This is a genomic window from Brevibacillus sp. FSL K6-2834 (genome assembly GCF_038592925.1).
Taxonomy (GTDB): domain Bacteria; phylum Bacillota; class Bacilli; order Brevibacillales; family Brevibacillaceae; genus Brevibacillus; species Brevibacillus borstelensis.
Genome location: NZ_CP151945.1, coordinates 1,358,328 through 1,382,969, shown reverse-complemented (window position 1 = coordinate 1,382,969; position 24,642 = coordinate 1,358,328). Strand labels below are relative to the sequence as shown.

Annotated in this window: 19 protein-coding genes and 1 pseudogene; 10 read left to right on the top strand and 10 right to left on the bottom strand. The window is 54.0% G+C overall.

What is annotated here, in order from left to right; translation table 11 throughout:
* Window positions 1-20: 20 nt before the first annotated feature.
* The 3 genes from NST96_RS06950 to NST96_RS06940 form a co-directional block, all read right to left on the bottom strand.
* The gene (locus NST96_RS06950; protein ID WP_003388191.1) at window positions 21-2,369 is read right to left on the bottom strand and encodes an FdhF/YdeP family oxidoreductase; all 2,349 of its coding nucleotides are present in this window, start codon (window positions 2,367-2,369) and stop codon (window positions 21-23) included.
* A gap of 242 nt (window positions 2,370-2,611) precedes the next feature.
* Window positions 2,612-2,977, bottom strand: coding sequence for a DUF2294 domain-containing protein (locus tag NST96_RS06945; protein WP_003388192.1), 366 nt, complete (start codon window positions 2,975-2,977; stop codon window positions 2,612-2,614).
* 51 nt (window positions 2,978-3,028) lie between these two features.
* Entirely contained in the window at window positions 3,029-4,303 is a 1,275-nt protein-coding gene (locus NST96_RS06940; RefSeq protein WP_003388193.1) for an OFA family MFS transporter, read from the bottom strand.
* A gap of 382 nt (window positions 4,304-4,685) precedes the next feature.
* Between NST96_RS06940 and fdhD the strand changes: the two genes are divergently transcribed.
* Window positions 4,686-5,489 (top strand): formate dehydrogenase accessory sulfurtransferase FdhD, encoded by an 804-nt coding sequence (gene fdhD / locus NST96_RS06935; RefSeq protein ID WP_003388194.1) that lies wholly within the window; start codon window positions 4,686-4,688, stop codon window positions 5,487-5,489.
* Window positions 5,490-5,517: 28 nt separating this feature from the next.
* Here the strand turns inward: fdhD and NST96_RS06930 are convergent, their stop codons facing one another.
* Entirely contained in the window at window positions 5,518-6,165 is a 648-nt protein-coding gene (locus NST96_RS06930; RefSeq protein ID WP_342405817.1) for a molybdenum cofactor guanylyltransferase, read from the bottom strand.
* A 129-nt stretch (window positions 6,166-6,294) separates the two neighbouring features.
* Here NST96_RS06930 and NST96_RS06925 point away from each other — a divergent pair, with 129 nt between their 5' ends.
* The 6 genes from NST96_RS06925 to NST96_RS06900 all read left to right on the top strand — a co-directional run bounded on the left by NST96_RS06925 (window position 6,295) and on the right by NST96_RS06900 (window position 14,053).
* A complete protein-coding gene (locus NST96_RS06925; RefSeq protein WP_342405815.1) occupies window positions 6,295-7,995 on the top strand; it encodes a methyl-accepting chemotaxis protein in 1,701 nt (566 codons plus the stop codon).
* Between the two features lie 193 nt (window positions 7,996-8,188).
* Window positions 8,189-10,009: a sigma 54-interacting transcriptional regulator gene (locus NST96_RS06920; protein ID WP_003388198.1), complete on the top strand. Its 1,821-nt coding sequence runs from the start codon at window positions 8,189-8,191 to the stop codon at window positions 10,007-10,009.
* Window positions 10,010-10,153: 144 nt separating this feature from the next.
* Entirely contained in the window at window positions 10,154-11,236 is a 1,083-nt protein-coding gene (locus tag NST96_RS06915) for an ABC transporter ATP-binding protein (protein WP_003388199.1), read from the top strand.
* 110 nt (window positions 11,237-11,346) lie between these two features.
* Entirely contained in the window at window positions 11,347-12,147 is an 801-nt protein-coding gene (locus NST96_RS06910) for an ABC transporter permease (RefSeq protein ID WP_141334252.1), read from the top strand.
* Window position 12,148: 1 nt separating this feature from the next.
* Complete coding sequence (locus NST96_RS06905) at window positions 12,149-12,928, top strand: ABC transporter permease subunit (protein WP_024983525.1); 780 nt, start codon at window positions 12,149-12,151, stop codon at window positions 12,926-12,928.
* A gap of 51 nt (window positions 12,929-12,979) precedes the next feature.
* Window positions 12,980-14,053 (top strand): spermidine/putrescine ABC transporter substrate-binding protein, encoded by a 1,074-nt coding sequence (locus NST96_RS06900; RefSeq protein ID WP_024983526.1) that lies wholly within the window; start codon window positions 12,980-12,982, stop codon window positions 14,051-14,053.
* A gap of 338 nt (window positions 14,054-14,391) precedes the next feature.
* On the opposite strand, the gene NST96_RS06895 is transcribed toward NST96_RS06900, so the two are convergent.
* Both NST96_RS06895 and NST96_RS06890 read right to left on the bottom strand, forming a co-directional pair.
* Window positions 14,392-14,862, bottom strand: a complete 471-nt coding sequence (locus tag NST96_RS06895; RefSeq protein ID WP_003388201.1) for an NUDIX domain-containing protein — start codon at window positions 14,860-14,862, stop codon at window positions 14,392-14,394.
* A 153-nt stretch (window positions 14,863-15,015) separates the two neighbouring features.
* Window positions 15,016-16,380, bottom strand: coding sequence for a putrescine aminotransferase (locus tag NST96_RS06890; protein ID WP_327926048.1), 1,365 nt, complete (start codon window positions 16,378-16,380; stop codon window positions 15,016-15,018).
* A 306-nt stretch (window positions 16,381-16,686) separates the two neighbouring features.
* Between NST96_RS06890 and NST96_RS06885 the strand changes: the two genes are divergently transcribed.
* Complete coding sequence (locus tag NST96_RS06885; RefSeq protein ID WP_003388203.1) at window positions 16,687-17,121, top strand: DNA starvation/stationary phase protection protein; 435 nt, start codon at window positions 16,687-16,689, stop codon at window positions 17,119-17,121.
* A 109-nt stretch (window positions 17,122-17,230) separates the two neighbouring features.
* Here the strand turns inward: NST96_RS06885 and NST96_RS06880 are convergent, their stop codons facing one another.
* Window positions 17,231-17,911 (bottom strand): hypothetical protein, encoded by a 681-nt coding sequence (locus NST96_RS06880; protein ID WP_227278045.1) that lies wholly within the window; start codon window positions 17,909-17,911, stop codon window positions 17,231-17,233.
* Between NST96_RS06880 and NST96_RS06875 the strand changes: the two genes are divergently transcribed.
* Entirely contained in the window at window positions 17,900-18,673 is a 774-nt protein-coding gene (locus NST96_RS06875; protein ID WP_003388205.1) for a sulfite exporter TauE/SafE family protein, read from the top strand. The genes NST96_RS06880 and NST96_RS06875 overlap by 12 nt on opposite strands.
* A 54-nt stretch (window positions 18,674-18,727) precedes the next feature.
* On the opposite strand, the gene NST96_RS06870 is transcribed toward NST96_RS06875, so the two are convergent.
* Window positions 18,728-20,668: an ABC-F family ATP-binding cassette domain-containing protein gene (locus tag NST96_RS06870; RefSeq protein ID WP_342405811.1), complete on the bottom strand. Its 1,941-nt coding sequence runs from the start codon at window positions 20,666-20,668 to the stop codon at window positions 18,728-18,730.
* A gap of 280 nt (window positions 20,669-20,948) precedes the next feature.
* Entirely contained in the window at window positions 20,949-21,980 is a 1,032-nt protein-coding gene (locus NST96_RS06865) for a LacI family DNA-binding transcriptional regulator (RefSeq protein WP_122958367.1), read from the bottom strand.
* 326 nt (window positions 21,981-22,306) lie between these two features.
* On the opposite strand from NST96_RS06865, the gene NST96_RS06860 reads away from it, so the two are divergent.
* Window positions 22,307-23,359 carry a 2,3-butanediol dehydrogenase gene (locus NST96_RS06860; protein WP_024983531.1) on the top strand — a complete coding sequence of 351 codons (1,053 nt, stop codon included), beginning with the start codon at window positions 22,307-22,309 and terminating at the stop codon, window positions 23,357-23,359.
* A gap of 403 nt (window positions 23,360-23,762) precedes the next feature.
* On the opposite strand, the pseudogene NST96_RS06855 reads toward NST96_RS06860, so the two are convergent.
* A pseudogene (locus NST96_RS06855) lies at window positions 23,763-24,134 on the bottom strand (chromosome condensation regulator); the annotation flags it as partial.
* Window positions 24,135-24,642 lie beyond the last annotated feature (508 nt).

The window sequence follows — 24,642 nt, the reverse complement described above, 5'->3', positions numbered from 1 at the left end:
CTCGCGTATCGCAAGCCCGATTAGCCGACGTCCACTTCCAGATCCTCCACCCGCTTTTCCGCGTACTTCAAATCCTTGCCTGCTGTAAATCGGTCCGCTTTTTCCACTTTCACAGTCGTATTGTATTCGGGAATGCCCGCGTACTTTTCGTAAACGCCTTTGGGAATGAGCACATTCCCCTCTGGCCAATACACCTGGATATTTCCCTGAAGCGTATCTGCATACTTCGCCTTGCCCTGAAACGTTCCAAACTGATTATACACGACGATCGGCTCCCCCTCCCGAATATGCAAGCTTTTGGCATCTTCCGGATGGATCAGAACGTCGTAGCGATCCGCGTCGTTAAAGGGGTCTCTCTCACTATATACCATGGAATTGAACTGCTTGCCTCTGCGGGTCGTGACGAAAAATTGACCATTCGGCCTCTGCAGCTCAGGCAGCTCGATCGGAATCAGATTGGCCCGCCCGTCGGGAGTCGGACAGACGCCGTCCTCGCACAACCACGCCCCTCCCCATTGGAAGACATCGCCCCGCTTTTTGAGATGCTGGATGCCGTCGTAATTCGGATTGGCCAGGGCGATCTCCTCCCGTATCTCCTGCGCGCTGGAAAACTGGATCAAGTGCTTGCGCTTGGGGTCTACACGGCAGGCCAGATCGACATAAATCTCCCATTCCGCCCGGGCCTCCCCGATCCGCGGCCCCTCTACCTCGGCGCTGAAATAGACCATCCGCTCCGTACTGGTCGAGGTGCCTCCCCCCGGCTGTTCATAGCGGGTCATCGCCGGCAGGACGATGACCTCCTCCTTGGCGTCCACCAGCGTAGAAGTGTTGAAAATGATGTCCTGATGCACCCGCAGCTCGACGTTCTCCAGACATTTCTTCATATAAGAAGGATCAGGCATCGTCTCGAGAAAGTTTCCTCCGCTGGTGTAAAACAGCCTCGTTTTCCGCTCGTGGCCGTTTGGGAGCAAAGCATTTTCCAGCGAGACGCCGACGATGTCCCCCTGCCACTTCGGAATCGAAAAGCCCCATATCTTCTCGAGCCGGCTCCAGCTTTTTTCATCAAAATCTCCTCCGGGCAGACTGAACGGGTCGGCTCCCATCTCGCCCGAGCCCTGTACCCCGGAATGCCCGCGGATCGGCATCACGCCGCAGTGCTTCCGTCCAATGAAGCCGCGCAGGATTGCCAGATTGGCCACCTGGGAGATGTTGTCCGTGCCAAAACGGTGCTGCGTCAAGCCCATCGACCAGACGAACACTCCCGATTTCGCGCGTGCCAGCAAGACGGCGAACTCCTTCATCCGCTCCCGGCTCGTTCCCGCCGATTTCTCCAGCGCCGCCCAGTCCTGAGCCAAGACATGCGCCTTCAATTCATCCAGTCCGTTTGCATGATGGGCCAAAAAGTCGTGATCGAGCGCCGCTCCCCGCTCGGCCTCCTCCATCTCAAACCAAATCTTCATGACTCCGTTCATAAAGGCGATGTCGCCGCCTATATTGACCTGATAAAAATCGTCGACGATTTTGGTGCCGAACAGAGCGCTGTCGGGAATGGACGGAATCCAGTACTTTTCCATCGCCGGCTCCCGGTACGGGTTGATCAGGATGATCTTCGTCCCCGCTTTCTTGGCCGCATACATATACTTGGTGGATACAGGCTGGTTGTTCGCTGGCACCGAGCCCCAAAAGACGAGCACATCTGTCCCGATCCAGTCCTGATAGTTGCAACTGGACGCTCCGATGCCCAGTGAGCGTTTCAATGCCGTTTTGCTCGGAGAGTGGCAGATTCGGGAGGAATTGTCGATATTGTTCGTTCCGAGGAAACGGGCCACTTTTGCTGCCGTATAGTACACTTCGTTGGTTATGCCGCGGGAGGTCAGAAAAAACGCCAGCTGCTTGGGAGAAATGCCTCTGATCTTGGAGGCGATGCGGTTTAAGGCTTCGTTCCAACTGATGCGGGCAAAGCGATTTTCACCAGGCTTGCGGGAGAGCGGGTAGGGGATGCGGCCCAGCTTGCGCAAATCTGCGCTGGACAGCTTCCTCATTTCTTCTACATTTTCAAGCCATTTCGGATCGATGGCGGGCATCGTATTGAGCCGCAGCACGTTCAGGCGCGTCGTGCACAGATGAGCGCCCTTCAGCGTCTGATCGGACAAGCCGGAGACACCGAGCGCACAGCCGTCGCACACTCCCTGCGTCAGGATGCGGTATGCGTATGCGAGGTTATCCCGATTCTCGTAGATGACCTTCACCGTATCTCGGATGTGATGCGGCTTTACCTTGCCAAGTCCCATTGGAACCAGAGATGCCCACATAGAAGGTTTCCAGGATGTATCAAGCTTAATGGGACCGTTGTGCTTCGTCTTTCCCATGACACTCGCTCCTTTCTTTATTAACGATTATTCCGCCGAAACAATCGTATTCCTTCCTATCCATCATCCGAAAAAAAGCGTTTTCATTATTTGCAAGAAAATAACCACCGCGAAACAGTCCCATCAAAGCGAAAGGAATGTCCACGGTGGTTCTTCGGCAGGAGCGCTACCAAGTACCTTGCGTGTGTGAGGCGATACTCCGTCTTGTCCAAACGCTCACAGGATCGCTGCTGCGCTCAGGCTTACGGCTCGTTTTTGAACTTTTTTTCGATGTCTTGGTCAAACACGAAGATGGACATCCCAAAATCGCGTTCAATGTCAATATCGACGAATAAATCCACGAGGGCCGCACCTAGAAATGCCTCCATGTCGATCGGACGGTTTTTCCGGTACATTTCCTTTACCATTTCCGTCCGGGCCGCACGGAGCATCTGTTTCCCTTCATCAGCAGTCGCAATGAACTTTTCTACCGGAGAGAGGTTCCCCTCCATCTCGCAAATCGCCCAATTTTTGCAAAACGTCGTGACGATTTTGCTCGGTCCCTTGCCCATGTGTCGCTTTCGGAAGGTTCTGACCAGATTGCTGAACTCAGCTTCATATTTATTCATCGATGCAAGTCACCTTTAACTAATTGATCTTACCTAAAACTTTACCACTTATCAGCTAGCCAGTTCAACAGCGTTTTCTTTGCGCTTCGCTTCTTCTTTCAGCTTTTTGATGTCGAGACGGACGATCAGCGAGATGACGAGAGCTACCACAAACATTGCCACAAATACGCTCAGCGTGCCGGTGTAGCTGCCAGTCTTTTCACGTACCCAGGCTGCAAAGATCGGACCAGCCAGTCCCGCTGCCGCCCATGCTGTCAGGATGTAGCCGTGAATAGCGCCCAATTGCTTCGTGCCGAACAGGTCGCCGATGTAGGCCGGGATCGAGGAGAAGCCGCCGCCATAGCAGGTCATGATGATGAACATCGCGATCATGAACAGCGTCTGGATCGTCAAATTCGGCAAAAGGAAGAACAGGACGATCTGGATCGCGAAGAAGGCGGTGTAGGTATTGGCACGGCCGATATAGTCAGACAGGGATGCCCAGCCGATGCGGCCGGCTCCGTTGAACAAGCCGTTCAAGCCAACCATGGTTGCCGCCATGCCGACAGACATTCCGGCAATCTCTTGCGCCATCGGAGACGCAACCGAGATGATCGCGATACCACAGGTCACGTTGATAAAAAGCATCAGCCACAGCCAGTAGAATCGGCGCGTTTTCACCGCTTCGTTGGCGGTCAGCTGGCACAGGTCCTTCTTGATCTGCTTTTGTCCCTCGCTTGCTTGTGCGGAATATCCTGCCGGCACCCATCCTTGTGGCGGCGGAGCCAGGTATTGAGCGGAAGCAAACATAACGACGAAATAAATGATGCCGAGAATAAAGAATGTATTCGCGATTCCTACGCTTTCGATCAGTGCTTGAATAATCGGTCCCGCAATCATCGATGCAAAGCCAAATCCCATGATCGCCAGTCCTGTTGCCAAACCGCGGCGGTCAGGGAACCATTTGACCAGCGTGGAAACCGGAGTAATATACCCGACGCCCAGTCCGATTCCGCCCAATACGCCGTAGCATATGTACAAAAGCGGCAGGCTTTCCATGCTGATGGCCAGACCCGAACCGGTAATACCTACGCCAAAAAAGATTGAAGAAAGAATGCCTGCCTTGCGCGGTCCATGCTTCTCCACATAGTGCCCGAGGAATGCCGCGGACAGCCCCAGGAACAAAATTGCGATGCTAAACGTCAGCTGTACACTGGACAGCTCCCAGCCAAATTGGCTGGTGATCGGCTTGGTGAATACGCTCCACGCGTAAACAGAACCGATCGAGAGGTGGATTCCCACCGCAGCCGCTGCAATCAACCAGCGGTTTTTCACTTTCTGCTGCATGCCAATTCATCTCCTTCATCATCAACTTGAGAGGCGATACCGAAGCACGCCCCGAAAACAAGAAAAACTGCCGGTCCATCCTCGCTACTGGAAGCCGGAAACCGGCACATGGGCGAAAAGATGAAACACGACAGTTAATCATCAGCAGGGTCGCTACTTCAGCATCAACAGCTAGTGTTTGGTATTCACTTACAGGCAGTCCGACAAAAGAACCGGCGACAGGTACGCTATCCCACGTCAATTTGTGAACTGTTTCGTAAAAAGGTGAAAATTCTGTGACAACCAAAACCTCAAATAGTATACTACCATGTGAGCGCTTACTCTACAATACGTTCCTTAAATTTTTTTTGATATAACGGTTCAAAAGGAGGCCAAGGCCAGTATGTCCGATTTGTCCAAAACAATTACGCGCCCTGTCCTGAAGGTACAGGTGGGCAAGTCCGAGTGGGAAGACGACGAGGTTGTCACCGAATACCCGTTGACGATTTTTCTCGGGGACGAGGAGTTTGCCACCATCGTCTGCACGCCCGCCGATCTGGAGGAAATGGTAATCGGCTTTCTTGCCGCAGAAGGCGCGATCCGCTCCTATGCGGACATCAAGCAAGTCACCATCGACGAGGGAAAAGGATTCGCGTACGTCGACACCCATCAGAAGACCATGCTGTCCCAGAGCTTTTACTCCAAGCGCCGCATCACCTCCTGCTGCGGCAAAAGCAGGCAGTCGTTTTATTTCTTCAGCGACGCGCGTACTGCCAAACCGGCTGAAGACGGCGTCACCGTCACACCGGAGCAATGCTTGCAGCTCATGAATGTGCTGCAAGCCTCGTCCGACATTCACCGCAAGACGGGCGGCGTGCACAACGCCGCGCTGTGCACGCCGGACCAGGTGCTGCTCCAGTATTCCGACATCGGCAGGCACAATGCACTGGACAAGATCTACGGGTACTGCCTGCGGGAAAATATTTCGACCGCCGATAAAATTCTCACCTTCAGCGGCCGGATCTCCTCAGAGGTTTTGCTGAAGGCGGCAAAGATCGGAGCGGGCATCATTTTGTCCAAATCGGCCCCGACCGACCTCGCCCTGCAGCTGGCGGAGGAGCTGAACATTACGGCGATCGGCTTTATCCGCAATGACAGGATGAACGTGTACACGAATCCTCATAGGGTCATCGTACCGACAGCTTGAGCTTTGTGTAAAGAGAAAGACCGGGCCGTTACGGCTGCCCGGTCTCTCTTTTTTGCTTTTCCTGCAGGGCGATGCGGTATTCCTCCGGCGTATTGGCATTAAAAGCCGCCCAAGGGTCGAGCAAGCCGGGCGGAGTCGTCACCACTTGAAGCCCGCGAAGCACCTCCATCAAGCGATGCTGCTTCATTTGCAGCGCCTCCTCCCACCTCGGCTGAGACCTCCTGTGGTACAGCGCAAACAGCGGGTGCAGCAGCTCCTCCTTTACCACAATCGCATCCCATTCGCTTACCTCTCCAGCGTATTGAATCAAACGTTCGAGCTGTGTCCGGTCCGCAAACGGCAAATCGCAAGAAAGCACCAGCAATGCCTCCTCGCTGCGCAAACGAAACGCGCTGACGATCCCGCTGATCGGTCCCGCTGACGGCACCAGGTCGCGTGTGACCTCTACCTCTACCGCTGCTTCCGCTACCTCCGCTCCCTGGCCCTTCTCCCCTTCCCTCTGCAGGGCTTCCGGCGTATTGGACACGATCAGACAGGGCAATCCAGCCGCGTTCACTTCCTGCCGCAAATATTGGATGAGCGTACTCCCCTGCCATGCCAACAGCTCTTTGGGCTGGCCCATTCGGCTGCTTTTTCCTCCTGCCAGAATGACTCCGGCTATCGATTTCTTCCGCACGCGATCAATTCCTTTACCCAAAATATTCAACTCTATTATATTTTCACAGAGAAAAAAAGAATTAACTTTATTGTCGGTTTCTCGATACTATCAATATACTTCGAAGATAGCAAAGAAAGGAGCGGTCACATGCCATTTCTCAACAAATTATCCCTCGGAGCGAAAATGAATTTGCTATTCGTAGCCGCTCTGCTGCTGGTTTCCGCCGTTGTCCTGATAACGGCTCAAACACAGCTGGAGAGCGGCATCAAGACTGCTGCTCTGAATAAGGCCAAGTCGGATTTGGCGCTGGGCTATGGTTACCTGGATCAAAAAATTCCCGGAGCATGGTCGGTGCAGAACGGGGTCCTTTACAAGGGGGAGACGCGGATCAACGACAATTTCGAGCTGGTAGACGAGATCGGCAAATTGACAGGCGGCGATACGGTCACGATCTTTTTGGGCGATACGCGGGTCACGACCAATGTCATGAAGGACGGACAGCGCGCAGTCGGCACAAAGGCATCGGACGTTGTCATTCAGACCGTCCTGACCAATGGCGAGATCTACCTGGGAGAAGCAAACGTCGTCGGCCATCGCTACCAGTCCGCCTATCAGCCGATTACAGACAGCAGCGGAAAGGTCATCGGCATTTGGTATGTCGGCGCTTCCCAGGAGTTGATCGACAGCACCCAGAAAAAGTTTATGGCGATTTTTGCCGGGGCATTGATCGTCGTGCTGCTCATTGTCCAAGCTGCGTTCTTCTTGTTTACCCGCCGCCTGAAAAAAAGATTCGGCACGATCACGGAAGTCCTGGAAAATGCCGGGAATGGCGATTTTACCCGAAAACTAAGCGACCCATCTGGCGATGAAATCGGCCGGATCGCAGTCTCCTACAATCACATGAGCGCCAAATTGAAAGAATTGCTCGACACCGTCGCGCTGACTTCGCGTGAGGTTGCCGCCTCCTCGGAAAATCTTTCTTCCAGCGCAGCACAGATTAGCGAAGCCTCACGCCAGATTGCGGAGCATGTGTCAGAAGTCGCGATCGGCTCCGAGGAGCAGGTGCAAAAAGTAAATAACGGCCTTCTGGCGATCACGGATATTTCCTCGAATGCCCGGTTGATCGCCGCGCAGTCAGAGGAAATATCCGCCGCGGCCATCCACACCGGCGCAAAGAGCGAAGAAGGCGATATCGCGATCCAGCAAGCTGTAAAGCAGATGGGGAACATCTTCCATACCATGAACCAGCTTTCGCTTGTCGTGCAGGAGCTCGGGCAGCGCTCCCAGGAGATCGGGCAGATTACCGACGTGATTACAGAGCTCGCCGGTCAGACCAACCTGCTTTCCTTGAATGCCGCGATTGAAGCAGCCCGGGCAGGTGAACACGGGCGCGGATTTGCTGTCGTTGCGGACGAGGTGCGCAAGCTTGCCGAACAGTCTGCGCGTTCAGCCGAACAAATCGAGCAATTGATCGTCAGCATTCAGGCTGAAGCGGAGCAGGCCGTACAGACGATGGCCTCCGGCAGCGCCGAGGTCGCCGAGGGAATCGAAACCGTCAACAATGCCGGCGCTTCCTTCGCCGAAATTCGCCAGTCGATCCTCTCGCTGACTGAGATGATTCGGGAAGTGTCAGGACGCGCCCAAAACATGTCGAGCACGACTGAATCCGTTCTCGATGCCGTGTCAGGGATCGCCGAAATTGCCAGCCTTTCTGCGAAAAAGACGCAGGCTGTTTCGGCCGCCTCGGAGGAGCAAACGGCTGCTATGCAGGAGGTGACCGCCTCGGCTCTCACACTAGCGGAGCTGTCGGAACAACTAAAGGTTCTGGTGAACCGTTTTCGCACGTAAATATCAAGCAACCGGGTGCTCGCCCGGTTTTTTATTATAAATATTCCCAAAATTGAGAGGATTCTATCTGCTGTTGTCGAAGTGGGTTTTGCATCTGTTTTTCTGCTTCCGTCTTGTGAATAAAACCCCGTCTACAAGGATTGGGGACCTCGTATTGCAACTGTTTTGCCTGCAGACAGGAGGAGAAATGCAAATGAGTTTATTGCGGGAATTCCAGGAGATCACGCAGCAGGTGGCCGAAGCCATCTCAGCCGCTTTGCAGATCGAGACGGAGATTGTCGATGACACGATGACGATTATCGCCGGGACGGGAAAGTACAAAGACCGCATCAACACCAAGGAGGAGGGCGGCGAAGTGAACGCCGGCTATTTGTACGGCCGGGTTCTGACCACCAACCAGCCGTTCTTCATCGAGGACGCCCGCAGCGATCCCTCCTACGATCCGTCCGTCCTGCAGGGGGTCACCGAAGAGCTGGCGGAGCTGTGCACGCCGATCCATTACAAAGGCGAGGTGATCGGCGTGATCGGCCTGATCGCCTTCACCGAAACCCAGAGGAGGCTGCTCATCCACAATCGGCTGCCGTACCTTACCTTTTTGCAGCGGATGACCGAGCTGCTCACCGGCAAGATCGCCGAGCAGGAAGCCTGGAACGAGTGGAAGAAGACGTTCACCCAGTTGGAAACCTTGATCGAATCCATCCATGAGGGCATTATCGCCATCGACGAGCGCGGATTGATCAGCAATTGCAACAAAACGGCCCAGCAGCTTATTCAAAAGAACAAACAGGAGCTCATCGGCACTCCCCTGCAAACGATTTGGGCCGACTCGCCGATGCTGCAAGTGCTTGAAACCGGCGTCGGCTATGTCGAGCAGGAGGAGATTTACCGCCTCGGGGAGCATGACATGCACTTCATCGTAACAGCCCGTCCCATCCGCGTGGCCGACCGGGTAGCGGGGGTTGTCGCCTCGTTTCGCCGGATGGCGGACATGCGTCGCCTCGCCTACGTCCTGACCAACGAGCACAAGGACCTGTACTTTTCGGAAATCATCGGCAAAAGCCGCTCCAAGTCGCTCGTGATCAAACAGGCGGAGCAAGTCGCACGCGGTACCTCCAACATTTTGATCACCGGCGAGAGCGGCACCGGCAAAGGCATGATAGCCGCCGCCATCCACTCCGCAAGCAACCGGCGGGACGGTCCGTTCATTATCGTCAACTGCGGGGCGATTCCCGAGGCGCTGCTGGAAAGCGAGCTGTTCGGCTATGTGGCGGGCGCATTTACCGGAGCCAAGCGGGAAGGCAAGGCGGGCAAGTTCGAGCTGGCCGACGGCGGCACCATTTTTCTCGACGAGATCGGCGATTTGCCGCTGCATCTCCAGGTGAAGCTGCTCCACGTCCTGCAGAGCAAGCAGGTCGAACGGGTCGGGTCCAACCAGCTAATCCCTGTCAACATCCGGGTCATCTCCGCCACGAACAAAAACCTCGAGGAAATGGTGCGAAACCGTGAATTCCGCGAAGATCTCTACTTCCGGCTGAACGTCATCCCCCTGCACATGCCGCCTCTGCGCGAGCGGGTAGAAGACATCCCGCTGCTCATGGATCACTTCCTGGCGAAGTACCGGGAGCTTTTAGGCCACCCGATTCTCGATTTCACCCCGGAGGTTCGGGCACTGTTCATGCATTATCACTGGCCCGGGAATGTCCGCGAGCTGGAAAATGCCATCGAGTACGCCGTCAACATGGAGGTCTCGCCGTACATCGGACTGGACAGCGTTCCGGTGCGCATCCGCCAGCACCACAGCGTCAGCGGCATCACCGGTCCCGGCGAAGCCGATCAGCCGTTGAAGGAGCGACTCCAGCGCCACGAGCGGCAAATCCTGTACAGCATGCTGCAGCAATACGGATATTCTCTGGAAGCCAAAAAGCTGGTGGCAGAAAAACTGGATATCGGCCTGGCGACTCTATACAGAAAACTGGAGGGACATAAACTTCTCAATGATGAGAAAGTATTCTAATTTCTAGGAAGCAACGGGCGATGATTTTCCTGCCTTCTGCTTCTTTTTTCGTGTCTGATCGACCTATATGTTGGAATATTCAAAATTGGCATTATTTTTGCTTGTAACAAGAGGTGCGAAAAGAAAAAAACGAGGGGGGTTCCCATGCTAGGTCCTATGGTGGAGCTTCAAAACGTCGTCAAACGCTTTGGTCAACATACAGTCGTACACGATCTGTCCCTCCACATCCAGAAAGGTGAATTTCTCACTTTGCTCGGCCCCAGCGGCTGCGGCAAAACCACTACGCTCAGAATGATTGCCGGATTCGAACATCCGACATCCGGCAAGGTAAAGCTGGATGGCGAGTTCGTACAGGATTTGCCTGCCTACTCCCGCGATGTCAACACCGTCTTTCAAAGCTACGCCCTCTTCCCCCACCTGAACGCTTACGAAAACGTAGCGTTCGGTTTGCGTGTCAAAAAAGTCGCCAGGGAAGAGATCGACCAGCGGGTCAAACAGGCTCTTCGCCTCGTTCAATTGGAAGAGTACGCCAGCCGCAAGCCGGAGCAGCTGAGCGGCGGCCAGCGGCAGCGGATTGCCATCGCCCGGGCGCTGGTAAACAATCCAAAGGTGCTGCTGCTCGACGAGCCGCTGGGCGCCCTGGATCAAAAGCTGCGCAAGCAGATGCAGGTCGAGCTGAAGCATCTGCAAAAGCAGCTCGGGGTCACGTTTGTCTTCGTCACGCACGACCAGGAAGAAGCGTTGACCATGTCTGACCGCATCGCGGTTATGAACAAGGGTGTCCTCGAACAGGTCGGCACCCCTGCCGACATCTACGACCGGCCTGCGACGCGATTTGTCGCGGAATTTATCGGCGAGACCAACCTGTTGACCGGAACAGTCAAACTGCGGGATTCCCGCCGGATGCTGATTGACTGCGGGGGCATGGAGGTAGCCGCGGCTTCTCTGCAGCTTCCCGAGAATGAGAAGGTGACCGTCGCGATCCGCCCGGAAAAATCGGCTCTCAGTCTTGCACCGGTAGAAACCGGGATTGACCAGCTCGTACAGCTTCCCGGCCGATTGACAGAGCGGATCTACTGCGGCGGAATTACGCGGACTGTCGTCACCTTGCCCGGGGGAATTCCCTTTGTCGCCGTGGAAAAAACGGATCAGCTCCTGCCGGTAAACGAAGGCGACGAACTATTCGTCAACTGGCAGCCGGAGCACGGGGTGGTGTTAACCCGATGAAGGCCCCTGTAATCGGCTCCGCCACCTCCAGCAGACCTGCAGCCACGACCCCGAACCGGCCTGTCCGCGATTACGGAAAGACCTGGACAATCGGGCCCATCCTGATCTGGATGAGTGCCCTTTTCCTGCTGCCGCTCATCTTGATTCTCGGCGTCAGCTTCTTTACCCGCAGCTCATTTGGCGGGATTGAACTGCCTTTGACAGTGGAGAACTACGTCCGTTTTTTCGACCCGCTCTACTTTAAAATTTTGTGGATTTCCTGTGTGCTGGCCTTTTTTACGACGGCGATTTGCCTCGTTCTCGGCTATCCGTTCGCCTATATCGTCGCCCGCTCTCCGATCAACTACCGCAACATTCTGATGCTGCTGATCATTGTTCCCTTTTGGACAAACTCGCTCATCCGAACCTACGCCTGGATCGTCCTTTTGCGGACCGAAGGGGTCATCAATACAATCCTCATGCAGCTCGGGATCATCAGTCAGCCCCTGCCGCTTCTGTACAACGAGACTGCCGTTCTGATCGGGCTTGTTTACACCATGCTGCCGTTTATGGTGCTGCCGCTGTACGCCTCGATCGAAAAGCTGGACAAATCGCTGCTGGAGGCGTCCTCGGACTTGGGCGCCAAGCCCGTCCATACCTTCTGGAAGGTGACCCTGCCTCTCACCGCGCCAGGGATCATGGCCGGTTCCCTGCTCGTCTTCATTCCGTCGCTGGGCCTCTTTTTCATCCCGGACCTGATGGGAGGAAGCAAGACCGTCCTGATCGGAAACCTGATCAAAAATCAGTTTCTCACCGCCCGCGACTGGCCATTCGGCTCGGCAAGCTCCATTATCCTGATGGGACTGACGCTGTTGTTTATCACAGCCTACATCCTGATCACCAAAGACAAAGAGGGAAAGGAGCTGCTCTAGGATGCGCTACTCGCTCGGCCGCAAATTCTCCGTTTTCTACGCTTCGCTTATCTACCTGTTTTTGTATATGCCCATTGCCATTTTGATTCTGTATTCCTTTAACCAATCCAAGCTGAATGCGGTCTGGACCGGTTTTACTTTCGACTGGTACGTAAAGCTGATGCAGAACAGCGACGTGCTGGAAGCGATGAAGACCTCTCTGATCGTAGCGCTGATCAGCACGCTGGCCGCGACGATGATCGGCACGCTGGCGGCCGTCGGGATGTACCGCTACCACTTCCGCGGCAAAACGGCTCTGGACGCGATGCTGTACCTGCCCATCGTCATCCCGGAAATCGTCATGGGGATCTCGATGCTCGCGCTGTTCGCCCAGTTGAAGGTGCCGCTCGGCTATTTCACCCTGATCGCAGCGCACATCACCTTTTCCGTTCCCTTCGTCGTTGTCGTGGTGCGGGCCCGGTTGGCCGGATTTGACAAAAGCATCGAGGAGGCGGCGATGGATTTGGGGGCTACGCCCTGGCAGACGTTTGTCAAAGTGACGATGCCGGTCATCGCTCCGGGCATTTTGGCCAGCGCGATGCTTGCTTTTACGCTGTCTCTTGACGACGTGATCATCAGCTTTTTCGTGGCAGGGCCTGCGAGCGCGACGCTGCCCCTGAAGATTTTCTCCATGGTCAAATTCGGCGTGACTCCGGAAATCAACGCTCTGTCTACTTTGATGCTCGTCGTCACACTGGCTATCGTCATCTTTGCCGAACGCATCCGGATGCGCAAGGAGTAGTTCAAACGCTCAGCTCTTTAGTTTCCATATTATTACAAAGGGGGATTTGATATGAAGCAAGGCTTTCGGAAAATAGTGGCGGCCGGCTTTCTGACGATCGCACTGACAGCGGCTGGCTGCAGCTCCACGCCGTCATCGCAAGGCGGAGAAAACGGTCTGGACAAAGAACTCAATGTGTTTAACTGGTCTGAGTACCTGCCCGACTCGGTCATCAAAAAATTTGAAGAGAGATACGGGGTAAAAGTAAACTACAGTACGTTTTCCTCCAATGAAGAGATGCTGGCCAAGGTTTCCGCAGGGGGCGGCATTTACGATCTGACGGTAGCGAGCGACTATTTTATCCAGCCGATGGCCAATCAAGGACTGATCGAGCCGCTCGATCTGAACAATATTCCCAATTTCAAGAATCTGGAGCCCGACCTCGTAAACAAAGAGCATGATCCCGGCAACAAATACAGCGTCCCCTACATGGGCAATACGGTCTCGCTCGCCTACAACCCCGACAATATCAAGACGAGCATCACCAGCTTTGCGGACCTGTGGAAACCCGAATTGAAGAGCCAGATCGTGATGGTGGACGATCAGCGGTTCATCCTCGGCATGGTGTTGAAAACGCTGGGCTACTCCGGCAACGACACCGATCCTGCCCACCTCGAGGAGGCCAAGCAAAAAATGCTCCAGCTGATGCCCAATATCAAGGCCTTTGACAGCGACAGCCCGAAGACGCTGATGATCAACGGCGAAGTGAACGTCGCCCTCGTCTGGGGACCGGAAATCGCGCTGGCACAGCGGGAAAAGCCGCAAATCACGACAGTCCTGCCCAAAGAGGGACTGATGATAACATTTGACAACTTCGTCATACCTGCAGGTGCGAAACACAAGAAAACGGCGGAGGCCTTCATCAATTTCTTGCTCGAACCGGAAATCAGCGCGGAAATCGCCAAGGATTTTCCCTATATCAATCCGAATACCGAGGCCCGCAAGCTGATCGACAAGGAGACGCTGGAAAATATCGCCATCTATCCCCCGCCCGAAGAGATGAAGCGGGTGGAAAGCCTGAAGGATATCGGCGATTCGGTTAAACTGTACGACCGCATCTGGTCCGAAGTAAAAAGCTCGCAGTGAGCTGGCGGCAGTGTCGCTATACGAATTGCTCCGCCCTCGCACATTAGTTGCCCGAGGCCGTGGCATATTGCGAAACGTCTCGACCAATTGCCCGAGGCCGTGCCACATAGGCGAAACGTCTCGACCAATTGCCCGAGGCCGTGCCGCATGGCGAAACGTCCCGGCTAATTGCCCCAGACCGTGCCACATAGCGAAACGTCCCGGCTAATTGCCCCAGACCGTGCTACATTGCGAAACGTCCCGGCCAATTGTCTAAAGGCCGAACCACATTTCAAAACGCCCAGCCTTGATATAACCTTTCCAAGGCTGGGGCGTTTGTTATTTTCCGTGTGTCAACCTCACTCGAAAATCGCTTGCTTTGCTTCTTCTTTTCGGAAGATCTCCCGCGGATAGTAATTGGCGAGGGGAGGAATCCCGTTTTCTTGAAAATACCCGAGCTCGCACATTTCGTCGTTTTCCGGGTGAAGAGCGCCTCCGACAACCGCGCACTCAAAAACAACCGTCAAGTATTCCACCTGATGTCCGTTCGGGTATGTAAATCTGTGCTTTTCCCCGCCAAACACTCCGATGATTCTCTCCGGCTTTACCTCCAAACCGGTCTCCTCCAGCACTTCCCTACGTACGGCCTCCGCTGGTGTTTCTCCGATCTCGATCGCCCCGGCGATCAGGCCCCAATTCTCCTCGTTATGTTTGCGTCCAAACAGAATTTCATCTTTTTCATTGCGGATCATTGCAGCGACGCAAGGCATGAAAATCAGGCCGGGCCCGAACGCTTCTCTCAAATCTTTATAGTATTGAGACATCGCCATAACGGTCAGCTCCTTCTTTATTGGCATCTTTATCGATTGTCTGCCGCTCTAACAGTTCCTTGCGACGCCCCCGCTCTCCTGCCTATAAAGATCCGCCAACCGAATGAAAAAAGAAGGGAGCATCCATAAACCGCTCCCTTCCTTTTTGCCAAACTACCGCGCCACTTTCATTTCTTTGGAAAGCTGGGCGATCCCCTCTTCAATGCAAGCCAACACGTAATCGATCTGTTCGTACGAAATGACTGCAGGCGGCTCGATGCGAATCACCGTCGCGTTGTTGATCGTACCGCCGACGAGGATTTTCTTGCCGAACAGCATTTTGGCCAGCGTATAGCCAAGGTTGTTGGTGGCGAACTCCATCCCGATCAACAGGCCCCGTCCGCGTACGTCGACCATGACCTCCGGGTACTGCTCCTTGATCTCGTTCAGGCGCAGCATGATGTAATCGCCCTTTTCCTTGGCCATCTGCGGGATGTTGTCGGCAAGAATCGTGTGAATGCCCGCGATAGCCCCCGCGCAGCAGAGCGGGTTGCCGCCGAAGGTGGAGGAGCCCAGCAGGAACGGATTTTCCTCCATTTTTCCCCACCATTTCTTCTTGGCGACCATGGCAGCGATCGGCATGACACCACCGCCGAAAGCTTTGCCCAGTGACATGATATCCGGTACGACATCCCAGTGATCGACGCCAAACAGAGTGCCGGTCCGCCCCATGCCGGTCTGCACCTCGTCAACGATCAACAGACACTCGTATTTGTCACAGATTTGGCGCAGCCGCGGCAGGTAGTCATCCGGCGGAATATTCACGCCGCCCTCTCCCTGGATCGGTTCGACGATCACGCCAGCCACCGTTTCGCCAGTAGCGATCAGCATGCGAATCGCCTGCTCCACCGCGTCCGCATCCCCGAACGGAACGTGCTGAAAACCGGGAACGAGCGGCATGTACGGCTCGCGGAATGTAGATTTCCCCGACGCCGAAAGGGAAAAGAGCGTCTTGCCGTGGAAGCCTCTTTCCGTTGAAATGAAGCATTTTTTCCCCGTGGCCAGCCTCGCCAGCTTCAGGGCCATTTCGTTTGCCTCGGTACCGCAGTTTACGAGGTAGGAGTGCTGCAAATCTCCTGGTGTAATGTACGCCACCAGCTTGGAAAGATAGCCCCGCAGCGGGTCCACCATCTCTTGGCTGTGCAGAGCGTAGCGCTTCAACTGGGCCTCTACCGCCTTGACCACTTTCGGGTGGCGGTGGCCGAGCAGGTATACACCGTAGCCTCCCAGGCAATCAATGTATTCATCCCCCATCGTGTCGCGGAAAATGGCTCCTTCATCTTCCCACTCCACGACCGAATAGTCGGTCGAAACAGACTTGCGGTGCGCAAGTATAGCCTTGGTCACATGGTTGGTAAAGTTCTCGACCGAATCGCTTACAATTTTCTTTTTCTGTTCGACTGTCAGTGTCTCGCTTTCGATGAATGAAAGAATTTCACTGGCAAGCTCAAGAGATTCTTCCCGTGATTTGCGTTCCATGCACCTCATCCTTTCCGGTTTGGTTTTTCACCTTGGAGAAGTTGCAAGAACAATGCCAGCCGAAACAGAGAGAAATGCCCCCGATCTCCCTTCTTTTCATACAGAAATGCACAGTGAAATGAGAAATCGGCTTCTCATATTCAAGAATGACGCGCAATCATTCGCTTGATGATTGGCTCAATCCTTTCTTCGTTTCCTGTTCTTGAGAACTTTCGTGCGGAAAGGAGAAAGGCGGTTGACAATACTGTTTTTTATATTATAATAGGTATCAGATAATAATTATTATAAATAAGGAGCGGATGAACAATGGAAAACCTGTATTCTGTACTAAATAAACAAGTAGCCAACTGGACGATCCTGCGCATGAAGCTGCAAAACTACCACTGGAATGTCAAAGGACCTGCATTCTTTACCCTGCACGACAAATTCGAAGAGCTGTACAACGAAGCTTCCGAACACATCGATACTCTCGCTGAGCGCATCCTGGCCCGTAACGGAAAACCCGTTGCCACATTGGGAGAGTGCATTCGAGACGCCAGCATCGAAGAAGCAAGCGACCGCGAGACTGCTGAAGAAATGGTTCAAACACTGATCGAGGATTTTACCACTGTAATCGATGAATTAAAAGACGGCATCAAGAAAGTGGAGGAACTCGGCGATGAGGGCACCGCAGACATGCTCCTGTCCATCCAGACCAGTCTCGAAAAGCATGTGTGGATGCTGAAAGCCTTCCAAGGCTAATCTTGCTGCAAGTGTGTTTTATTTCCTAATAGAGGAAGTTTATTTCCTGATAAAGGAAAAGAGGGCTTTTGTGCCGGAATGCACAACTGCCCTCTTTTTTGCTGCCCGTCTATGTCGCCAAAGAAAAAACAAGTTTTCTTCCGTCCTTTTGAACCTTGACCTGCGGCAAATGCTTGATCGTCTTGTGAATGCCAATGTACGGGCTGGCAAATTCGACTCCGCTCCGTCTTTTCAACTCATCACAGAGCTCATTCAACGTTAATGCCGACATCTCCCGCAAGATTGTTTCTACATGATTGGCTACAGTTTCATAGTCATGACGGGTATGCGTTTTTCGCCCTTTCAGCCGTTCCATCACTTCCACGTTCATGCCGACGGTTCCGTTCTCTGCTTCTTCCGCCAGCAGCGGTTCTTCATTGCCTTCCGCTTGGTCAAGCTCTCTTACTCGCGCCAAAATCTGCTTGATGTCAAGCCCGAGCTGTTTGTCTTGATCCACATATTGTCGGCGCAGCAAAGCCCGCTGTTCCAAAAGCGACTGCAGAGTCATTTGCAAAGCCTTACGTTCCGTGAAATATTCCGCCATAGCCTTCCCCTTTTTCACAATTATTTTGATATCCTTAATAATAATAGAATTATATGTAGTTGAAAACGGGTGATTTGTCAAACAATCAAACAGTGAATTAGGCGCGGCGCTGCCCAATTTAGGCGCACGATATCCGGGCATCTGCTTATCCTGATGATAGGCATGCATACTAGAAATACAGAGGATGGTTGCTTGATGGATTTTCACTTGACAGTCGTCGGCCTCCTGGTGGGATTTCTGGTCGGCCTGACTGGTGTAGGGGGCGCCGCGCTATTGACCCCGATCCTGCTCCTGCTGGGGATACAGCCCGCTATCGCTGTCGGAACTGATCTGGTCTACAACTCCATCACCAAGATTTTCGGGACCTGGCAGCATTGGCGGCAAAAAACCGTTCACTTTCCCATCGTGCTCTACCTTGCGATCGGCAGCATCCCGAGCGGCATTATCGCCGTGAATTTGATGAACTGGGTGCACCAGCATGTCCAAGGGGCAGACCTCATCCTGAAAAAAATACTCGGCTTTGTCCTCATCCTGATCCCCCTGGCCATCCTGGCCAAAAGCTGGCTCAGCCGCAAAAGTCCTTCCTGGAATAAATGGCAAAGCATGAGCACGCGCGAAAAGCGTACCCCGCTCATCATCATCGGCGCTTTTCTCGGCTTTCTGGTCGGCTTGACGTCCATCGGCAGCGGCTCGCTCTTTGCCATCGCACTCATGTATTTCTTTCAGCTCTCCGGCAAAGAAGTAGTCGGCACCGACATCGCCCATGCCTTTTTGCTGACCACGGCCGCTGGTCTGGCGCACATGAGCTTCGGCACTGTTCATTTGGCAACTGTCTTTTGGCTCCTGCTCGGCTCGGTGCCCGGCGTCTTGCTGGGAAGCCGCTTGTCCTGCAAGGTCCCCACCGTTTTCCTGCGCTATGCGATCTCGGTTCTCATCATCATCAGCGGAATCAAAATTATCCAAATATGACAAAAACCCTTCCCATACTGCAATCGGGAAGGGTTTCTTTTCTGTTATCGGCAGTTATTTCCCTTGTTCCAGCTCTTCGATCAAGGCGGACAGTTCGGCCCAGCGCTCGATCGCAGCCTCCAGGTCTGCCGCAACCTGCTGCTCTTCCGCGTACAGCTTCTCCACTTTGCCGTAATCGCTGCCTGCCGAGGCAATCTCCTGCTTGAGCTGCACGCTTCTCGCCTCCAGCGCGGCGATCTTGTCCTCGATTGTCTCCCATTCCTTCTGGTCCTTGTAGGAGAGCTTGCGCGTGCGGTTGTTTCCGCGTCCGGAGGCGCTTTTCTCGTCGGCTGCAGCCGCTTTGGCTTCCGCCTGCGCCTTCCCGGCTTTTCGCTTGTCCGCAGCTTCCTGCTCCAGCTCTCTGCGCCGGACCTCGAGGTACTCCGAGTAGTTTCCGGTAAACTGGCGTATCCGCCCCTCGCCTTCAAACGCAAACAGATGGTCCACGGTCCGGTCGAGGAAATATCGGTCGTGGGACACGGTAATGACAGCCCCCGGGAACTGCTCCAAATAGTCTTCCAAAATGCTCAGCGTCTGGATGTCCAGATCGTTCGTCGGCTCGTCCAAAAAGAGAACGTTGGGCTCTCCCATCAGCGTGCGGAGCAGATAGAGGCGGCGCTTTTCCCCGCCGGACAGGCGAGAGATCGGCGTCCACTGCAAATGCGGCGGAAACAGAAAGCGCTCCAGCATTTGCGAAGCGGTAATCACTTCCCCGTCACTCGTGTGCACGACCTCCGCCGCTTCCTTGATGTACTCGATCACCCGCAGCTTCTCATCCATCTCTACGTTTTCCTGCGTGTAATAGGCCAGCTTCACGGTCTGGCCCGTTTCCACCGTTCCGGCATCAGGGGCAAGCCGGCCGGCCAGAATGTTCAGCAGCGTCGATTTTCCGCTGCCGTTGGGACCGATGATCCCGACACGGTCTTGCGGCAGGACGATGTAGCTGAAATCGTCGATGAGCTGCCTAGGGCCGTAGCCTTTGCGAATGTGCTCAATCTCCAGCACCTTTTTCCCCAGGCGGCTCGCTCCCAGCGCCATTTCCAGCTTGTCCGCCGGTCCGTCCACCTGTCTGTCCCGCAGCTCTTCCGCCCGCTGGACGCGAGCCTTCTGCTTGGTCGTGCGGGCCTTGGCCCCCCTGCGCAGCCAGGCCAGCTCCCGTCTGAGCAGATTCTGCCGTTTGCTCTCCGCAGCCGCTTCATTCTCTTCGCGTTCCGCCCTTTTTTCCAAGAAGGTCGCGTAATTGCCCTCGTAGCTGTAAAGCTTGCCGCGGTCAAGCTCAAAGATCCGGTTCGTGACGCGGTCCAGGAAGTAGCGGTCGTGGGTTACAAGCAAAAGGGCTCCCTGGTAGCGGGAAAGGTATTCCTCCAGCCACTCCACCGTTTCGTTGTCGATATGGTTCGTCGGCTCATCCAGGATGAGCAGGTCCGCCGGCTGGATCAGCGCGCGTGCCATCGCCACCCGCTTGCGCTGCCCGCCGGACAGCTCCTGGACCTGCTGGGAAAAATCGTGGATGCCGAGCTGCGTCAGGATCGTTTTTGCGAGCGTGCTCGCCTCCCATGCGTTCGCTGTATCCATCCGGCCTTGCAGGCTGAGCATCCGGGTCTGTTTCTGTTCATCGGCAGGATCTGCCTGCAGCTCCGCCAGCGCCTGCTCATATTCGCGCAGCAGCTGCATCAGCGGCGAGTCGCCGTAAAATACTTGTTCGAGGACGCTGGAGTTTTCCGCAAAGCTCGGGTTTTGCGGCAGATACTCGACGCGGAAGTGATTGGCGTGGATTACTTTCCCGCTGTCTGCCGTGTCGAGTCCCGCGATTATTTTCAGGAGCGAGGATTTGCCTGTACCGTTAACGCCGATCAGGCCAATCCGCTGGCCTTCCGCGATGTGAAAGGAAATCCCGTCGAACAGGACCTTCTCGCCGTAGCCTTTGGAAAGGTTTTCTACTGATAAGATATGCATATTGTTCACCTGTGCTTTTAATAGGATAGGAGATGAATCGGTCCGAAATGGCTGCCTTCTGCATGTACATGGCAGGCTGCCATCATTGCTTCGACCTGACTTCGCCATGTTTTTAGCCTGCTTTTTGCAGGCGCGAATGCCATTCCATTGCGAAAAGCAAAACAGCTAAGCGCGTCAGGATGATGCTACTTGCAAATCGTAACACGTTTTTCGCCGTTGTCCCAGAGACATGCCTGCTCATGCGAAGGCAGTACAGTACAGTACAGCCCCGCCGCTTCGTTTACGAGATCGAAGGAGACTGGCGAATGACAGCCACGCTCGACTCCCTCACGATCAGCCGAGGCTCGAACTGCACGCGTTCATATTCCCCGGCCCCGTTGTCGCGAATCCGCTTCAGCAAAAGCTCGGTCGCCAGGCGAGCCACTTCGCCCCCCATGATCGACACCGAGCTGATTTGCGGGCTTGTGACCGTCGTCCACAGGTTGTTGTCGATGCCCACGACCGCCACATCCTCCGGGACGCGAACTCCCAGCTCCTTGAACCGGTTCACGATCCCGATCGCCACCATGTCGTTTACCGCATAGATCGCATCCGGCATATGTTTCAGGCTGTAAAAGTAATCAGCCGCACGCACGCCTGTTTCAAACGAGAAGTCCTCGCCGAAATAGACGAGGGAAGGATCGACCTGCGGCAAAGACTGTTCATAGGCAAAGTAGCGCTCCTCGATTTTGTTCTTGGGAGCACCCGCGTAAGCGATCCGGGTCCGCCCGATTTTGATCAGATGCTCCATGACCAGGCGGCCTTCCTGACTGGCCAGACCGACAACATCCGCTTTCACATTGTCGTCGAGCTTTTTTCCGTAGTTGATGATCGAGACAGGTACGGTTGTTTTATTGATCAAGTCGACCAGCGTTTTGGGATAAGCCAGCGGCATGATAATCAGCCCGTCCACATGCAGCTTTTTCACCTCGCGCACGATCTCCAGCTCGGCCCGGGCGTTCCCGGAGGTATTGATCTGCACGACACGGTAACCGTGCTGCTTGGCAGTCTGCTCCACAGACCAGGCGATATCAGGAATGATTGCATTGCGGATATCCGGCACGGCCAAAGCAATTTGATTCGTTTGCCGCACCTTCAGGCTTTGCGCTGACGTATTCGGAATAAAGCCCATTTCTTCGATTATTTGCAGGATCAGCGCCTTTGTTTTCGGGCTGATCCCGCCGCTATTGTTAATGGCCCGGGATACGGTGGCAATCCCTACCCCTGCCTTCTTTGCTACATCTTCAATCGTTACTTTTTTCTTTGTGGCCAAGAGAGATGTCCCTTCCTTATTGGAATCGTTTTCTGCGATACGAACCAACGTCGGTCGCCTCGATCTATTATATCATAGGAGGCGATGCTTTGACGGGAGGCGGGCTGCACACCGGGGCCTCGGACCCTCCTGCCGCAAAAAAGGATCGACGCACGCAAAAGCATCCGTGATCAAGCTTTTCAGGAAGGTATTTTATTCCAACACTTTCATTCAAAAAGCACTTTGACAATGTATCAAACTTATGACATATTAATTTTCGGAAACGTTTCCTATTTTTCTTGCTGGACTCTATTTTTATGATCCGAACTGACAAGGAGATGGAAGATATGAAAGCGTTGCGCTGGCATGGCGTAAAAGACTTGCGTTTGGAAACAATTACGGAACCTCAAGCGCTCAAAGGGAAAGTCAAAATCAGAGTGGAATGGTGCGGCATTTGCGGAAGCGACCTGCACGAATATGTGGCAGGCCCGATTTTCATCCCGGAAGGCACCGCCCACCCGCTGACAAACGAAAAAGCCCCTATTGTAATGGGACATGAATTTTCCGGACAAGTCGTAGAGGTCGGAGAAGGTGTCACCTCCATCAAAGCAGGCGACCGCGTCGTCGTCGAGCCCGTCTTCGCGTGCGGGACATGCCCGGCGTGCAAGCAAGGCAAATACAACCTTTGCGACAAAATGGGCTTCCTCGGCCTCGCCGGCGGTGGCGGCGGGTTTTCGGAATACGTAGCCGTCGATGAGCACATGGTCCATAAAATTCCCGACAGCGTCTCTTATGAGCAAGGCGCTCTGGTCGAACCGTCCGCTGTCGCGCTTTACGCTGTCCGCTCCAGCCAGTTGAAGGTCGGAGACAAGGCTGTCGTGTTCGGTACCGGACCGATCGGCTTGCTCGTCATCGAAGCACTGAAGGCTTCCGGGGCCTCGGACATTTACGCCGTCGAGCTGTCGCCGGAACGCAAGCTCAAAGCAGCAGAGCTGGGCGCGATCGTCCTCGATCCGAAAGAGTGCGATGTCGTCCAAGAAATTCACAAACGGACAGGCGGCGGAGCCGACGTCGCCTTCGAGGTGACCGGCGTTCCTCCTGTTCTCACCCAGGCGATCGAGTCGACCAAAATCGGCGGACAGATCATGATTGTCAGCATTTTCGAAAGAGAAGCGCCTATCAAACCGAACCACATCGTCATGAAGGAGCGGACCATGACAGGCATCATCGGGTATCGCGATGTATTCCCGGCCGTCATCAGCTTGATGGAAAAAGGGTTCTTCCCTGCCGAGAAGCTAGTTACCCAGCGAATCAAGCTGGATGATGTCGTGGAGCAAGGCTTTGAGGCTTTGTTGAAAGAGAAAAATCAGGTGAAGATTCTGGTGAGTCCTAGGTTGTAGGTGCAGGTGTTTTCGGGAAAGGTGCCCTTGGGTCGGACTCAGGGGCACTTTATCCTGCTACATAGAAGCTTGTTAGCAAAAAAGGAGTTTCTTGATGTATGACGACCAGCAGAAAAAAGTTTACAATTGAGGAAAAATGTTGAACCATACTGAAAATTACGAAAGAAGAAAATCCAATGAAGGTCGGCTGGATGTACCTGTACGCCGTTATGGACTGGCATTCCCCCTATATCATCGATTGCAGCTAGACCAGAGTCTGGATTGGTTTCGTATGGGAGACCGTGAAACGGGCCTTATCGAGACGCAAGGCCGAAATTATCCGCAGTGATCAAAAACCATACCCGGTTGTTGTGTATAACCGAGATGCAATTCTGCAATCCACCAGACAATATGTAAAAGAAAACTAATTGCCGGGCAGTCGGATGTCACGCCAACCGCTTACATCACATTGACCGTATTGATTATTGCCCACAGCAACTACCGTGCCGTCCGTTTTAAGCCCGATCGTATGAGCGCAACCCGCCGCTACCGCCACAATATCGCGCCAGCCGCTTACATTGCATTGGCCATGCTCATTCCACCCCACAGCCGCCACCGTACCGTCCGCTTTCAGCCTGATTGTATGAGCATTGCCCGTATGAGCATTACCCGCCGCAACCGCCACCATGTCGCACCAGCCGCTTACATCGCATTGGCCATATCTATTATCACCCACAGCCGTCACCGTGCCGTCCGCTTTAAGGGCGACGGTATGACGATAACCCGCCGCTATGGTATCTTTAGGCTACCATTTCTTCTTTAACGCCGCTTCTTTCGGTAAAATTTTATCCATGTTTTACCTCCTTGAAAACAAGAGCTATAAACGGCTCTACTTCGAGCGGATGCCGTGAAATTCGGCTTCTCGGCGATCCACGGGCATTGCATCTCCTCCTTTCCCTGATCATAGCGATTCGGACACGGGCTTTCAACACACTAGCGATTTTGCATGGAGGTATTTCAATGGGGGAGATCTCTATTTCAACACGGTGCTACAAGTACCCAAAAGAAAAGCTTTCTCTGCGCTTACTCTTTGGCTACGTCCTCCATATGTGGACATTAACAAAGTGGTAGTATATGTGATATGCCATTAATTCCGCTTCATTTTATCAACAACTGATCAATTTCAATTAGGGGTAACAAAAAAGAGCGATGTGCAATACTTCACACCTAATATTTAAAAAACTGTCTTCACCTCTTGTAGCACTTTTCTTTTTTTCGCGAGGTCAAATAAAGAAAACCCCAGA